Annotated in this window: 11 protein-coding genes; 10 read left to right on the top strand and 1 reads right to left on the bottom strand. The window is 60.6% G+C overall.

From position 1 onward, the window contains the following. Positions 1 to 187: 187 nt before the first annotated feature. The 5 genes from serC (at position 188) to rpsA (ending at position 7257) form a co-directional block, all read left to right on the top strand. Positions 188 to 1273 (top strand): 3-phosphoserine/phosphohydroxythreonine transaminase, encoded by a 1086-nt coding sequence (gene serC, locus ABI582_RS13605; RefSeq protein ID WP_063423002.1) that lies wholly within the window; start codon positions 188 to 190, stop codon positions 1271 to 1273. Continuing rightward, positions 1273 to 2367 (top strand): prephenate dehydratase, encoded by a 1095-nt coding sequence (pheA, locus tag ABI582_RS13600; protein WP_016485356.1) that lies wholly within the window; start codon positions 1273 to 1275, stop codon positions 2365 to 2367. The genes serC and pheA overlap by 1 nt, the downstream gene beginning before the upstream one ends. Positions 2368 to 2520: 153 nt before the next feature. Continuing rightward, a complete protein-coding gene (locus ABI582_RS13595) occupies positions 2521 to 4773 on the top strand; it encodes a bifunctional prephenate dehydrogenase/3-phosphoshikimate 1-carboxyvinyltransferase (protein ID WP_442119431.1) in 2253 nt (750 codons plus the stop codon). Then, entirely contained in the window at positions 4770 to 5456 is a 687-nt protein-coding gene (gene cmk / locus ABI582_RS13590; protein ID WP_338746405.1) for a (d)CMP kinase, read from the top strand. The genes ABI582_RS13595 and cmk overlap by 4 nt, the downstream gene beginning before the upstream one ends. Positions 5457 to 5580: 124 nt before the next feature. Then, on the top strand, positions 5581 to 7257 hold the full coding sequence (gene rpsA / locus ABI582_RS13585; protein ID WP_003252673.1) for a 30S ribosomal protein S1: 1677 nt from the start codon (positions 5581 to 5583) through the stop codon (positions 7255 to 7257). A 364-nt stretch (positions 7258 to 7621) separates the two neighbouring features. On the opposite strand, the gene ABI582_RS13580 is transcribed toward rpsA, so the two are convergent. Beyond that, positions 7622 to 8077 (bottom strand): REP-associated tyrosine transposase, encoded by a 456-nt coding sequence (locus tag ABI582_RS13580; RefSeq protein ID WP_442119430.1) that lies wholly within the window; start codon positions 8075 to 8077, stop codon positions 7622 to 7624. A 665-nt stretch (positions 8078 to 8742) separates the two neighbouring features. On the opposite strand from ABI582_RS13580, the gene ihfB reads away from it, so the two are divergent. The 5 genes from ihfB to ABI582_RS13555 all read left to right on the top strand — a co-directional run bounded on the left by ihfB (position 8743) and on the right by ABI582_RS13555 (position 14106). Next, positions 8743 to 9039, top strand: a complete 297-nt coding sequence (gene ihfB, locus ABI582_RS13575; RefSeq protein ID WP_019472263.1) for an integration host factor subunit beta — start codon at positions 8743 to 8745, stop codon at positions 9037 to 9039. 19 nt (positions 9040 to 9058) lie between these two features. Beyond that, positions 9059 to 9322: a lipopolysaccharide assembly protein LapA domain-containing protein gene (locus ABI582_RS13570; RefSeq protein WP_338746407.1), complete on the top strand. Its 264-nt coding sequence runs from the start codon at positions 9059 to 9061 to the stop codon at positions 9320 to 9322. Positions 9323 to 9424: 102 nt separating this feature from the next. Beyond that, positions 9425 to 10858, top strand: a complete 1434-nt coding sequence (locus tag ABI582_RS13565; protein WP_442119429.1) for an MBL fold metallo-hydrolase RNA specificity domain-containing protein — start codon at positions 9425 to 9427, stop codon at positions 10856 to 10858. A 318-nt stretch (positions 10859 to 11176) separates the two neighbouring features. Continuing rightward, positions 11177 to 12619, top strand: coding sequence for a mannose-1-phosphate guanylyltransferase/mannose-6-phosphate isomerase (locus ABI582_RS13560; RefSeq protein ID WP_084966315.1), 1443 nt, complete (start codon positions 11177 to 11179; stop codon positions 12617 to 12619). Between the two features lie 125 nt (positions 12620 to 12744). Next, positions 12745 to 14106: a phosphomannomutase gene (locus ABI582_RS13555; protein ID WP_306380058.1), complete on the top strand. Its 1362-nt coding sequence runs from the start codon at positions 12745 to 12747 to the stop codon at positions 14104 to 14106. Positions 14107 to 14108: the final 2 nt, after the last annotated feature.

Below are 14108 nucleotides of genomic sequence, written 5' to 3'. Positions count from 1 at the left end.
ATGCCTGGCCCTGTAGGAGCAGCCTTGTGCTGCGAATGGGGCGCGAAGCGGCCCCTGGGTTTCAGAAATAGCACATGAATGGCCGGGGCCGCTTTGCGGCCCATTCGCAGCACAAGGCTGCTCCTACAAAGAGCAGCGAGCAGCATGCAATAACGAATTTGTTCTATTTGGCAGAGCGAGAGTGGATGTGAGCAAACGAGCCTTTAACTTCTGCGCAGGCCCTGCCGCGCTTCCTGATGCTGTCTTGCAGCGCGCCCAGGCCGAGATGCTGGACTGGCGCGGCAAGGGCTTGTCGGTGATGGAAATGAGCCATCGCAGCGACGACTACGTGGCCATCGCCGAAAAGGCCGAGCAGGACCTGCGTGACCTGCTGTCCGTCCCCTCCAACTACAAGGTGCTGTTCCTGCAGGGCGGCGCCAGCCAGCAGTTCGCCGAAATCCCGCTGAACCTGCTGCCGGAAAACGGCACTGCCGACTACATCGAAACCGGTATCTGGTCGAAAAAGGCCATCGAGGAAGCGCGCCGCTTCGGCAACATCAACGTCGCCGCCAGTGCCAAGCCCTACGACTACCTGAACATCCCCGGTCAGAACGACTGGAACCTGACCAAGAACGCTGCCTACGTGCACTATGCGTCCAACGAGACCATTGGTGGCCTGCAGTTTGACTGGGTGCCGCAGACTGGCGATGTGCCACTGGTGGTCGACATGTCCTCCGACATCCTCTCGCGCCCCATCGACGTGTCGCAGTTCGGCCTGATCTACGCCGGCGCGCAGAAAAACATCGGCCCAAGCGGCCTGGTGGTGGTAATCGTGCGCGAAGACCTGCTAGGCCATGCCCGCAGCAGCTGCCCAACCATGCTCGACTACAAGGTTTCGGCTGACAACGGCTCGATGTACAACACCCCGGCCACATACTCCTGGTACCTCTCGGGCCTGGTCTTCGAGTGGCTGAAAGAGCAGGGTGGCGTCGACGCCATGGAGCAGCGCAACCGCGCCAAGAAAGAGCGCCTGTACGGCTTCATCGACAACAGCGATTTCTACACCAACCCGATCAGCGTCAACGCCCGTTCGTGGATGAACGTGCCGTTCCGCCTGGCTGACGAGCGCCTGGACAAGGCCTTCCTCGCCGGCGCCGATGCCCGCGGCCTGCTCAACCTCAAGGGCCACCGTTCGGTGGGCGGCATGCGCGCTTCCATCTACAACGCCCTGGGCCTTGAGGCTGTAGAAGCCTTGGTGGGCTACATGGCCGAATTCGAGAAGGAGCACGGCTGATGTCCGAACAGGAACTCAAGGCGCTGCGCGTACGCATCGACAGCCTCGACGAGAAGATTCTCGAGCTGATCAGCGACCGCGCCCGTTGCGCCGAAGAAGTCGCCCGGGTCAAGACCGCCTCGCTGAAAGAAGGCGAGAAGCCGGTGTTCTACCGCCCTGAGCGCGAAGCTGCTGTGCTCAAGCGCGTCATGGAACGCAACAAGGGCCCACTGGGCAACGAAGAGATGGCGCGGTTGTTCCGCGAAATCATGTCGTCGTGCCTGGCCCTTGAAGAGCCGCTGAAAATCGCCTACCTCGGGCCTGAGGGTACCTTCACCCAGGCGGCGGCCATGAAGCACTTCGGCCACGCGGTGATCAGCCGGCCGATGGCGGCCATCGATGAAGTGTTCCGCGAAGTGGCGGCCGGTGCCGTCAACTTTGGTGTGGTGCCGGTGGAAAACTCCACCGAAGGTGCTGTCAGTCACACCCTGGACAGCTTCCTCGAGCACGACATGGTCATTTGCGGCGAAGTCGAGCTGCGTATCCACCACCACCTGCTGGTAGGTGAGAACACCAAGACCGACAGCATCACCCGCATCTACTCCCACGCCCAGTCGCTGGCCCAGTGCCGCAAGTGGCTGGACGCGCACTACCCGAACGTGGAGCGCGTGGCGGTTTCGAGCAATGCCGAGGCGGCCAAGCGCGTCAAGGGCGAGTGGAACTCGGCGGCGATCGCCGGCGACATGGCGGCCAACCTGTATGGTTTGACCCGCCTGGCAGAAAAGATCGAAGACCGCCCAGACAACTCCACGCGCTTTTTGATGATCGGTAGCCAGGAAGTGCCGCCGACCGGCGACGACAAGACCTCGATCATTGTCTCGATGAGCAACAAGCCAGGTGCCTTGCACGAGTTGCTGGTGCCATTCCACCAGAACGGCATCGACCTGACCCGCATCGAGACCCGCCCGTCGCGCAGTGGCAAGTGGACCTACGTGTTCTTCATCGACTTCGTTGGCCACCACCGCGACCCGCTGATCAAGGCGGTGCTCGAACAGATCAGCCAGGAGGCTGTGGCGCTGAAGGTGCTGGGCTCCTACCCGAAGGCGGTGCTTTGATTCAAGGCCTTTGGGGCTGCTTTGCAGCCCTTTCGCGGCACAAGGCCGCTCCTACAGGGCCCTTGTAGGAGCGGCCTTGTGCCGCGAAAGGGTCGCGAAGCGGCCCCGTAGGGTCCAGCAGGCTGTCCAGATTCCAGAACAGGGTTCGCACCAGTGGTAAAAGCAGCAAAAACCAAACCTGAGCCGATCATCAACCGCCTGGTCGTGGTCGGTCTCGGCCTGATCGGTGGCTCGTTCGCCAAGGGCCTGCGTGAAAGCGGCCTGTGCCGCGAAGTGGTCGGTGTCGACCTGGACGCCCCTTCGCGCAAGCAGGCCGTGGCCCTGGGCGTGGTCGATCGCTGCGAAGAAGACCTCGCCGCAGCCTGTGTCGGTGCCGATGTCATCCAGCTGGCCGTGCCGATCCTGGCCATGGAAAAAGTCCTGGCCCTCCTGGCCCGGCTCGATGTGGGCGATGCGATCATTACCGATGTCGGCAGTGCCAAGGGTAATGTCGTCCGTGAGGCGCGTTCTGTTTTTGTAAACGAGAGCGGTCAGCGCCTGCCACGCTTCGTCCCTGGCCACCCCATCGCCGGTTCCGAGCAGAGCGGGGTGGAGGCCTCCAACGCCACCCTGTTCCGTCGGCACAAGGTGATCCTCACGCCGCTGGCCGAAACCGACCCGGCCGCGCTGGCCCTGGTCGACCGCCTGTGGCGTGCGCTGGGTGCCGATGTGGAGCACATGTCGGTCGAGCGTCATGACGAAGTGCTGGCAGCCACCAGCCACTTGCCGCACCTGCTGGCCTTTGGCTTGGTCGATTCGCTGGCCAAGCGCAATGAAAACCTCGAGATCTTCCGGTACGCTGCGGGAGGCTTCCGCGATTTCACAAGAATCGCCGGCAGCGACCCGACCATGTGGCACGACATCTTCCTCGCCAACCGCGACGCTGTCCTGCGCACACTCGATACATATCGCAGCGATCTCGACGCCTTGCGCGACGCGATCGCAGAAGGGGACGGGCACCAGTTGCTGGGTGTATTCACCCGTGCGCGTGTTGCCCGCGAGCATTTCAGTAAAATCCTGGCCCGCCGGGCCTATGTGGACGCTATGAACGCCAACGATCTGATTTTCCTGGCCCAACCGGGTGGCCGCCTGAACGGGCGGATCCGCGTACCGGGCGACAAGTCGATTTCCCACCGCTCGATCATGCTCGGCTCGCTGGCCGAAGGCACCACCGAAGTCGAAGGCTTCCTCGAAGGTGAGGACGCACTGGCGACCCTGCAGGCATTCCGCGACATGGGTGTGGTCATCGAAGGCCCCAACCACGGTCGCGTGACCATTCATGGTGTTGGCCTGCACGGCCTCAAGCCGCCGCCCGGGCCGCTCTACGTGGGCAACTCGGGTACCTCGATGCGCCTGCTGTCGGGCCTGTTGGCCGGCCAGTCGTTCGACGTGACCATGACTGGCGACGCTTCGCTGTCCAAGCGCCCGATGAACCGTGTGGCCAACCCGCTGCGCGAAATGGGTGCTGTGGTCGAGACCGGCCCGGAAGGCCGCCCGCCGCTGACCATCCGCGGTGGCCACAAGCTCAAAGGGCTGACCTACACGCTGCCGATGGCCAGCGCCCAGGTCAAATCCTGCTTGCTGCTGGCCGGCCTGTACGCTGAAGGCAAGACCACCGTTACCGAGCCTGCGCCTACCCGTGACCACACCGAACGCATGCTGCGCGGCTTTGGCTATGCGGTCGAGTCGAACGGCCCGGTGGCCTCGCTGCAGTACGGCGGCAAGCTGACCGCTACCCGCATTGAAGTGCCGGCCGACATTTCCTCGGCAGCGTTCTTCCTGGTGGCCGCCTCCATCGCCGAAGGTTCCGAGCTGGTGCTGGAGCACGTTGGCATCAACCCGACCCGCACCGGTGTAATCGACATCCTGCGCCTGATGGGTGGCGACATCACCCTGGAAAACCAGCGTGAAGTCGGCGGCGAGCCAGTGGCCGACCTGCGCGTGCGCGGTGCCAGGCTGAAAGGTATCGACATCCCTGAAGAGCTGGTGCCGCTGGCCATCGACGAATTCCCGGTACTGTTCGTGGCTGCCGCCTGCGCCGAAGGGCGTACCGTGCTGCGTGGCGCCGAAGAGCTGCGGGTGAAGGAGTCCGACCGCATCCAGGTGATGGCCGACGGCCTGATCACCCTGGGCATCAAGTGCGAACCGACCCCGGACGGCATCATCATCGACGGCGGCCAGTTGGGCGGTGGCGAAGTGCATGGCCACGGTGACCACCGTATTGCCATGGCCTTCAGCGTTGCCTCGCTGCGTGCCAGCGCGCCAATTCGCATCCACGACTGTGCCAACGTCGCCACCTCGTTCCCCAACTTCCTGGCGCTGTGTGCCGAAGTGGGTATCCGCGTGGCGGAAGAGGGCAAGTCGTGAATTCGCAGGCACCGGTCATCACCATCGACGGGCCGAGCGGCTCGGGCAAGGGCACGGTCGCCGGCTTGCTGGCCCGCGAGCTGGGCTGGAAGCTGCTGGACTCCGGCGCGCTGTACCGCTTGCTGGCGTTCAACGCCAGCAATCATGGTGTCGACCTGACCAACGAAGAGCTGCTGACCAGGCTTGCCGCCCATCTGGATGTGCAGTTCATCGCTGCCCAGCCCGGTAAGCTGCAACAGATCATCCTCGAGGGTGAGGACGTCAGCAACGTCATCCGCACCGAAACCGTCGGCGCGGGCGCGTCGATGGTGGCCTCGCTGCCGGCAGTGCGTGATGCCCTGCTGGTGCGTCAGCGCGAATTTCGCGATGTGCCGGGGTTGATCGCCGACGGCCGCGACATGGGTACCGTGGTATTCCCTGACGCGCCGTTGAAGGTTTTTCTGACCGCCAGCGCAGAAGAGCGCGCACGTCGCCGTTACCTGCAGTTGAAGGGCAAGGGTGAAGATGTTAGTCTGTCGAGTCTGCTGGATGAGATTCGTGCGCGTGATGAGCGCGACACCCAACGTGCAGTGGCCCCGCTGAAGCCAGCGGCCGATGCCATTCAGTTGGACTCCACCGAGTTGTCCATCGAGCAGGTGTTGCAACGTATCAGAAGCGAGATCGCCCTGCGCGACCTCGCCTGATCGCCAGGAAAGCAGGCAGGGGCACCAGTCAACGTCCTGCCGGCTTTCCTTTACTTAAAACGAACCCACATTGTCTGGAATGTGGTTATGGGCGTTTGTTTCGCCCGAATCTACAGGAATTAAAATGAGCGAAAGCTTTGCAGAACTCTTTGAAGAAAGCCTGAAAACCCTCAATCTTCAGCCGGGTGCCATCATCACCGGTATCGTTGTCGACATCGACGGCGACTGGGTTACCGTACACGCTGGCCTGAAGTCCGAGGGCGTCATCCCGCTCGAGCAGTTCTACAACGAAGCTGGCGAGCTGACCATCAAGGTCGGTGACGAAGTTCACGTTGCGCTGGACGCGGTCGAAGACGGCTTTGGCGAAACCAAACTGTCCCGTGAAAAAGCCAAGCGCGCCGAGTGCTGGATTGTTCTGGAAGCAGCTTTCGCCGCCGAAGAAGTGGTCAAGGGCGTTATCAACGGTAAGGTTAAAGGCGGCTTCACTGTCGACGTTAACGGCATCCGTGCGTTCCTGCCGGGCTCCCTGGTTGATGTCCGCCCAGTGCGCGACACCACCCACCTCGAAGGCAAAGAGCTGGAATTCAAGGTCATCAAGCTGGACCAGAAGCGCAACAACGTTGTTGTTTCGCGTCGCAGCGTGCTGGAAGCCGAGAACAGCGCCGAGCGCGAAGCCCTGCTGGAAACCCTGCAGGAAGGCCAACAAGTCAAAGGTATCGTCAAGAACCTCACCGACTACGGCGCATTCGTGGACCTGGGCGGTATCGACGGCCTGCTGCACATCACCGACATGGCTTGGAAGCGCATCAAGCACCCTTCGGAAATCGTTAACGTTGGCGACGAAGTCGACGTACGCGTTCTGAAGTTCGACCGCGAGCGTAACCGCGTTTCGCTGGGTCTGAAGCAGATGGGCGAAGATCCGTGGGTAGCTATCACTGCCCGTTACCCAGAAGGTACTCGCGTACAAGCTCGCGTTACCAACCTGACCGACTACGGCTGCTTCGCTGAGCTGGAAGAAGGCGTTGAAGGTCTGGTACACGTTTCCGAAATGGACTGGACCAACAAGAACATCCACCCGTCGAAAGTCGTTCAGGTTGGCGACGAAGTGGAAGTCATGGTTCTGGACATCGACGAAGAGCGTCGTCGTATCTCCCTGGGTATCAAGCAGTGCAAGTCCAACCCATGGGAAGACTTCTCCGGCCAGTTCAACAAGGGTGACAAGATCACCGGTACCATCAAGTCGATCACCGACTTCGGTATCTTCATCGGCCTGGACGGCGGCATCGACGGTCTGGTTCACCTGTCCGACATCTCCTGGAACGAAACCGGCGAAGAAGCCGTACGTCGTTTCAAGAAGGGCGACGAGCTGGAAACCGTCATCCTGTCGGTCGACCCAGAGCGCGAGCGCATCTCCCTGGGCATCAAGCAGCTGGAAGACGATCCGTTCTCCAACTTCGTTGCTGTCAATGACAAGGGCGCTATCGTCAAGGGCATCGTGAAAGAAGTTGACGCCAAAGGCGCCATCGTCACCCTGGCCGACGACATCGAAGCCACTCTGAAAGCTTCCGAAATCAGCCGTGACCGCGTTGAAGACGCGCGTAACGTTCTGAAGGAAGGCGAAGAGATCGAAGCCAAGATCATCAGCGTTGACCGCAAGTCGCGCGTTATCAGCCTGTCGATCAAATCGAAAGACGACGCTGAAGAGCGTGAAGCCATCCAGAGCCTGAAAAACGCTCCGGAAGCGGCTGCCGACACCACCATGGCTGCGCTGCTGCGCGAAGCAATGGCCAAGCAGAACTGAGTTCTGTTTGATCGGTAAAAAAGGGCGACCCTCGGGTCGCCCTTTTTTATGCTTCTGTTGGTGGCGTGGTGGGGTGGAGGTGTTCCCCGTAAGGGGTTTATCGCTAGTGAGACCGAGCGCCGCCCGCGCGGCGCATCGCGAGCTGCGCTCGCTCCTACGTTTGTTTCGGGCCAATTATTCCTGTGGCAGTCGCGCGCGATCGCCTTGTTTGTACGACACGATATCGCGCCATGCGCCAAGGCGTACGCGCGCAAATCCCGCAGAAATAACTGGCCCGAAACAAACGTAGGAGCGAGCGCAGCTCGCGATGCGCCGCGCGGGCGGCGCTCGATCTCCCGGGCGACGCACCTCTACCGTCATACCTTTAAAGCCACACCGCATCCCAATGCGGATAATCACCAACCGTGGCCACCAGTCCTGCCCTTACCGGATTGGCAACGATATATCTCGCGACCTTGAAAACATCCTCGTCCTTGCGCAAGGTCCGGTCGTAATAACCTGCCTGCCACACCCGCTTCCCCTTTGCCCCTGCCTTGTGCAGCGCATTGCTGGACTGGCATTTGAAACGTTGCATCAGTGTTCCAAGCGCCACGTCTTTCAACTCAATCAGCCAATGCACGTGGTCTGGCATTACGACCCAGGTCAGTGATCGGCAGTGGTGTTGTTCTTCCGCGTAACGAAGGTTCTGAATGACCAGTCGTGCAAAGCGGAGGTCATGAAACAACGGCCTGCGTAGGTGAGTGACGGTAGTCAGCATATAGAGCCTGCCAGGCACCGAGCATCTTGCGCGGCGAAGTCTGCAGCCATGAGGGTTGGGCATTGCGTTCATCCTTGGGCGAGTATGTGCTGGATTAGCGTAGCTAGCCCATGCAGGAATCGATTCGATAGAAATTTGCAGTATGTAAACGCGCACCAAGGCGACCGCCTGGATCACCGTAAGGGCGAGCACAGCTTGCGATGCGCGCCCGCGCGGAGCTCGGTCTCCCAGGCGATATACCTCTACCGCCATACCTTTAAAGCCACACCGCATGGCAGGAGGTTGCGGAATGGCCGGGTATGTTTGGCGTGAGTTTTAGGGTGTTGCAGAAATCGAGCGCCGCCCGCGCGGCGCATCGCGAGCTCTGCTCGCTCCTACGTTTGTTTCGGGCCAGTTAAACCTGCGACAGGCGCGCGACCGCCTTGTTTGTACGACGCGATATCGCGCCATGCGCCAAGGCGTACGCGCGCAAATCCCGCAGAAATAACTGGCCCGAAAAAACGTAGGAGCGAGCAGAGCTCGCGATGCGCCGCGCGGGCGGCGCTCGATTGTTGCGCCAGCGCAAATCCGTCGTCAGGCCCTGTCAGCCCCCGACAGCTAGACCATTCTTGCAAAACTTCAATCTTGAATTTTTTTATTAAGTCAAGAACCACCCTGTTCAAATCCCTCCCAGCGTGCTACAAACTGGTTAAGCAATGATCTAGCTGCTTGATAACGAAGGGAAAAATATGACGAAGTCGGAGCTGATCGAACGTATTGTCACCCATCAGGGGCTGCTCTCGCCCAAGGACGTGGAGCTGGCCATCAAGACCATGCTTGAGCAGATGTCACAATGTCTTGCCACTGGCGATCGCATCGAGATTCGCGGTTTTGGCAGCTTCTCGCTGCATTATCGCGCCCCGCGCGTGGGCCGTAACCCGAAGACCGGCCAGTCGGTCAGCCTCGAGGGCAAGTTTGTGCCGCACTTCAAACCCGGCAAAGAATTGCGAGACCGGGTCAACGAAGAAGACGAGGCTGAAGCCTGATCAATCAAGGAGCATTCTGATGCGTAACCTCAAGCGCGCCCTGGCGGCGGTGTTCGTGCTGCTGTTGGCGGCTGTGGTGCTGTTCTTCGTGCTGGAGAACCAGCAAGCCGTGTCGTTGGTCCTGTTCGGTTGGGCGGCACCAGAAATGCCGGTTGCCGTGCTGGTGCTGGCAGCGCTGGTCATTGGCCTGGCAATCGGGCCGTTGCTGGGTGCCTACGGCGTGCAGCGCAGCAAGCGCAAGATCAGAGAGTCTGCCCGTCAGGCGGCACTCAGCAGCAACTAAGGAAACTTCCTACGCCTGCTGAGGAAAGTATCACCTATGCATGCACTGGCCGTCATGGAGTAATAGCCCACTTCATTTTCGGCCCCGGCGAGTGCGCGCAGCATGGAATATCCCAGCCTTTCCCATCACGGTGCTACCCGCGGGGTCACCGGGTCCTGCCATCAGTTGCACCTTGATCCGTCCGCCAGTCTGCTGATTGATTGCGGGCTTGAACAGGGGGGCGATGCTGCACCGGGTGCCGAAAGCGTGGCGCTCGGCTTCGACATACAGGGCATCCAGGCCCTGGTTGTTACCCATGTCCATCTCGACCATGTTGGCCGCATTCCAGCACTGCTGGCCGCCGGCTATTGCGGCCCTATCCTGTGCAGCGAGCCATCCGCCCGGCTGCTACCGCTGGTACTGGAAGATGCTTATAAGCTGGGCATCAGCAGTGAGCCTGCGCAGGTGGCGCGGTACCTCGATTTCATCCGTGACCTGATCGTGCCGCTGCCTTTCGAGCAGTGGCACGCGGTGCTCGAGCGCCCTGGCCTGGTTTGTCGTATTCGCCTGCAGCGCGCGGGGCATCTGCTGGGTTCGGCTTACGTCGAGTGCGACATGCAGCATGATCTAGCCAATACCCGCTATGTGTTTTCGGGCGACCTGGGCGCCTGTGGCAACCCGCTGCTGCGCCCGGTCCAGCCTCCGGAACGTGCCGACGTACTGGTGCTTGAAAGTACCTATGGCGACCGCCTGCATGCGCAGGCCGGCGACCGCAGGCAGCGGCTGGAAGCCGCCATCGATCGCGCCTTGGCTGACAAAGGTACCATCCTCATCCCGGCTTTTAGCCTGGGGCGCACCCAGGAGCTTTTATACGAGCTCGAAGACATCCTTCATCGCAAGGCGTTGTTGGGCAGCGCTGGCCCCGGGCCTGATGGCGACCCGCTTGACTGGTCGCAGTTGCCTGTCATCCTCGACTCGCCCCTGGCTCAGCGCATCACCAACGCGTACCGGGAGCTGCACGACTACTGGAATGCCGAAGCAAGGGCGCGGCTTGCCGAAGGGCGGGACCCGCTGGATTTCAGCCAGTTGATCAGTGTGGATACGCATGCCCGGCACCAGCAGGTAGTCAATTACCTCAAGAGCACCGGGCGACCGGCGATTGTCATAGCCGGCAATGGCATGTGCTCGGGTGGGCGCATTGTCAATTACCTCAAGGCCATGCTCGGGGATGCGCGTCATGAGGTGATGTTCGTCGGCTATCAGGCCAAGGGTACGCCGGGGGCGGTTATACAGGCCAGTGAAGGGGCAGAAGGGTTTGTGCAGGTTGATCTGGATGGGCAGAGGTACGAAGTCCGAGCCAAGGTACAAACGTTGGCCGGGTACTCTGGGCATGCCGACCAGGCAGCGCTGGTAGCGTTTGCAGCAGGCGTAACAAGCGCGCCAGCAACTGTCGTGCTGGTGCACGGCGAGCCACACGCGAAAACCGCTTTGGCGGCTGCGTTGATGCGTCGAATCCAGGCGCGGAGCTGGGCTATCCAGGTGCAAATTGCAAGATAAATGCCCTGCGTAGGGAACGATGGGCATGTGCGGTGTCTGATAGCCATCAGCGCGGGCACTGTCTGTCAGTCACGCCCGTGACCGCTGCGAATTCGACTGTGCAGGCCGCGCGTCGAGGTTTGAGCGGGCAAGCTACAAATAGGATTCTCTGGTATTCTAATTGTTCAAGCTTGCGTCTTTAGCCTATGGATAGCCAGGGATTACACACGCTGGGCGCGTAATTTAGCGTCGCCGCGCACTTTGCGGCGGCGGTCAGAAATAAGACACATGCCGGCCGCTTGAAGCCAGGTATTCAAGTAGCCGTTTAAGGATCCGAATATGGAATTGATCCCGGTAATTCTATCCGGTGGCGTTGGTAGCCGTTTGTGGCCAGTATCCCGTGAGGCTCATCCCAAGCCGTTCATGATGTTGCCCGATGGGCAAAACCTCATTCAAAAGACGTTCCTGCGCGCAGCGCGGCTTGACGGTGTGGTCGAGGTACTTACAGTTACCAACCGCGAGTTGCTGTTCAAGACCGAAGACGAATACCGCACCATCAATACCAAAGGTCATCCTCAGGGTTACATCCTCGAGCCTTTCGGCCGCAATACCGCAGCTGCTGTCGCCGCCGCAGCGCTGCAGCTTCATGAAACCCATGGCCCCCAGGCCCATATGCTGGTACTGGCTGCAGACCATCTGATCCAGAACGATGGCGCATTTGCCGAGGCGGTAACAAGCGCAGTGCGGCTTGCCGAGCAAGGCTGGCTGGTAACCTTCGGCATCAAGCCACAGTATCCTGAAACCGGTTTTGGCTACATTGAGGCCGCTGCCAGCGGCGTGCTCGATGGCGGGTTGAAGGTTGAGCGCTTCGTTGAAAAGCCCGATGCCAAAACTGCAGAAGCCTATGTAGCTGCTGGCAATTACTTCTGGAACGCCGGGATGTTCTGCTTCCAGGTTGGCACTGTGCTTGAAGAGTTCAAGGCCCACGCACCTGACGTGCTGGAAGCGGTCAAGCTGACCCTCGACGCTTCGCGCCGTTCAACCTCCAAGGGTTACAGCTGCCTTTCCCTGGACGCCGAAACCTTCGCCAACGTGCCCGATATTTCCATCGACTACGCCTTGATGGAGCGCTCGCGGAAGGTCGCGACCATCCCTTGCGACATCGGCTGGAGCGATATCGGCTCGTGGAACGCCGTCAGCGAGCTGACGCCTCCAGATGAGCATGGCAACCGCTTCGAAGGTGAGGTCATGGCCTACGAGGCGAGCAACAATTACGTCAGTACTGAAGATCGCCTGGCTGCGCTGGTGGGCGTTCAGGATTTGCTGGTGGTGGACACGCCTGACGCGCTGCTGATTGCGCACAAGGACCACGCCCAGGACGTCAAGCATATTGTCAAACGTCTGAAGAGCGACGGGCACGCGGCGCATTTGCTGCACCAGACGGTTCACCGTCCGTGGGGTACCTACACCACGCTGGAAGACGGCGAACGCTTCAAGATCAAACGTATCGTGGTCAAGCCCAAGGCGTCCCTGTCACTGCAAATGCATCACCATCGCAGTGAGCACTGGATCGTAGTCAGCGGCATGGCCGTTGTGGTCAACGACGACCAGGAGCTGATGCTCAACACCAATGAATCCACATTCATTCGTGCTGGCCACAAGCACCGCCTGCAAAACCCAGGTGTAATCGACCTGGTACTCATCGAAGTACAAAGCGGCGACTACCTCGGCGAAGACGATATCGTTCGCTTCGAAGACAACTACGGTCGTTGCGACGCCTGACTCCAGGCTCCCCCGTCGGCCCGTCGTTGCCTTCCCAGGCACCGGGCCGGTCTTCGGTCGCCGCATTGCCGGCTACCCCTGTTCAGATCGTTGATGCCCAGGCATCAACGCACCGAGTGAGACCCATGTACCCACCTATTCAGACCCGTTGTTTCAAAGCCTACGACATTCGCGGCCAAGTGCCTGCCGACCTCAATGATGACGTGGCCTACCGCATCGGCCGCGCCTTGGTGGCGCAGCTTGGCGGCCGTACTTATGTAGTGGGCCGCGACATGCGCCTGGAGAGCCCGGGTTTGTCCCTGGCCTTGATCAAGGGCCTGACCGAAGGTGGCGCCGATGTGATTGATATCGGGCTGTGCGGCACCGAAGAAGTGTACTTCGCCACCAGCCACCACCAGGCCGATGGCGGCGTGATGATCACGGCCAGTCATAACCCCAAGGGTTACAACGGCATGAAGCTGGTCCGCGAGCAGTCTCGCCCGATCAGCGGCGATACCGGTCTGAACGATATTCGCCAGCGTGTTGAAGCAGGTGAACTGGGTGAGGCTGCGGCAACCGTTGGCAATGTGCGCGAAGCGTTCGACAAGACGGCCTACATCGACCACTTGCTGACCTATGTGGACGTGGCATCGCTCAAACCGCTGAAAGTGCTGGCCGACCCAGGCAACGGTGCGGTAGGGCCGGTAATCGAATTGCTCAAAGCACGCCTGCCGCTGGACATCACCATCATCAATGGCGAGCCTGACGGGAATTTCCCCAACGGCATCCCCAACCCGTTGCTGCCAGAGAACCGCGACCTTACCCGCCAGGCAGTGCTCGACACCCAAGCCGCCATGGGCATCGCCTTTGACGGTGACTTTGATCGTTGCTTCTTCTTCGACGACAAAGGCCGTTTCATCGAGGGGTACTACGTGGTTGGCCTGCTGGCCGAAATGCTCCTGGCCAAGCACCCAGGCAGCAAGATCATCCATGACCCTCGCCTGACTTGGAACACTATCGAACAAGTCAGCGCCGCCGGTGGCCAAGCCATTCAAAGCAAGACAGGCCACGCCTTCATCAAGGAGCGCATGCGCGCCGAAGACGCCGTGTATGGCGGTGAAATGAGCGCCCACCATTACTTCCGCGATTTTGCCTATTGCGACAGCGGCAACATCCCGTGGTTGCTGGTAGCGGAGCTGATGAGCGTAACCGGCAAGACCCTGGCCCAGTTGGTGGACGAGCGTATCGCCAAGTTCCCGTGCAGCGGCGAGATCAACTACGAAGTGGCAGATGTAAAAGGCACCATCGAGAAGATCCTGGCCTACTACCTGCCGCAAAACCCCGATGTTGATCGCACCGACGGCATCAGTGTGGAGTTCGCCGACTGGCGCTTCAGCCTGCGCGGCTCCAATACCGAGCCTCTGCTGCGCTTGAACGTCGAGAGCCGCGGGGATGAAGCACTGGTAGCGCAACGCGTTGCTGAAATCGCCGGTCTGATCCAAGGATAATT

The sequence above is a fragment of the Pseudomonas sp. SAS7 genome, from assembly GCF_052112345.1.
GTDB classification, from domain to species: domain Bacteria; phylum Pseudomonadota; class Gammaproteobacteria; order Pseudomonadales; family Pseudomonadaceae; genus Aquipseudomonas; species Aquipseudomonas putida_Q.
The sequence above is the reverse complement of the archived record's forward strand: the minus strand, read 5'-3'. Positions and strand labels throughout refer to the sequence as shown.

Coding starts and splice junctions, on each gene's coding strand:
- pheA (WP_016485356.1), top strand. CDS start 1,273: ATGTCCGAACAGGAACTCAAGGCGCTGCGCGTACGCATCGACAGCCTC.
- rpsA (WP_003252673.1), top strand. CDS start 5,581: ATGAGCGAAAGCTTTGCAGAACTCTTTGAAGAAAGCCTGAAAACCCTC.
- ABI582_RS13580 (WP_442119430.1), bottom strand. CDS start 8,077: ATGCCCAACCCTCATGGCTGCAGACTTCGCCGCGCAAGATGCTCGGTG.
- ihfB (WP_019472263.1), top strand. CDS start 8,743: ATGACGAAGTCGGAGCTGATCGAACGTATTGTCACCCATCAGGGGCTG.
- ABI582_RS13570 (WP_338746407.1), top strand. CDS start 9,059: ATGCGTAACCTCAAGCGCGCCCTGGCGGCGGTGTTCGTGCTGCTGTTG.
- ABI582_RS13565 (WP_442119429.1), top strand. CDS start 9,425: ATGGAATATCCCAGCCTTTCCCATCACGGTGCTACCCGCGGGGTCACC.
- ABI582_RS13560 (WP_084966315.1), top strand. CDS start 11,177: ATGGAATTGATCCCGGTAATTCTATCCGGTGGCGTTGGTAGCCGTTTG.
- ABI582_RS13555 (WP_306380058.1), top strand. CDS start 12,745: ATGTACCCACCTATTCAGACCCGTTGTTTCAAAGCCTACGACATTCGC.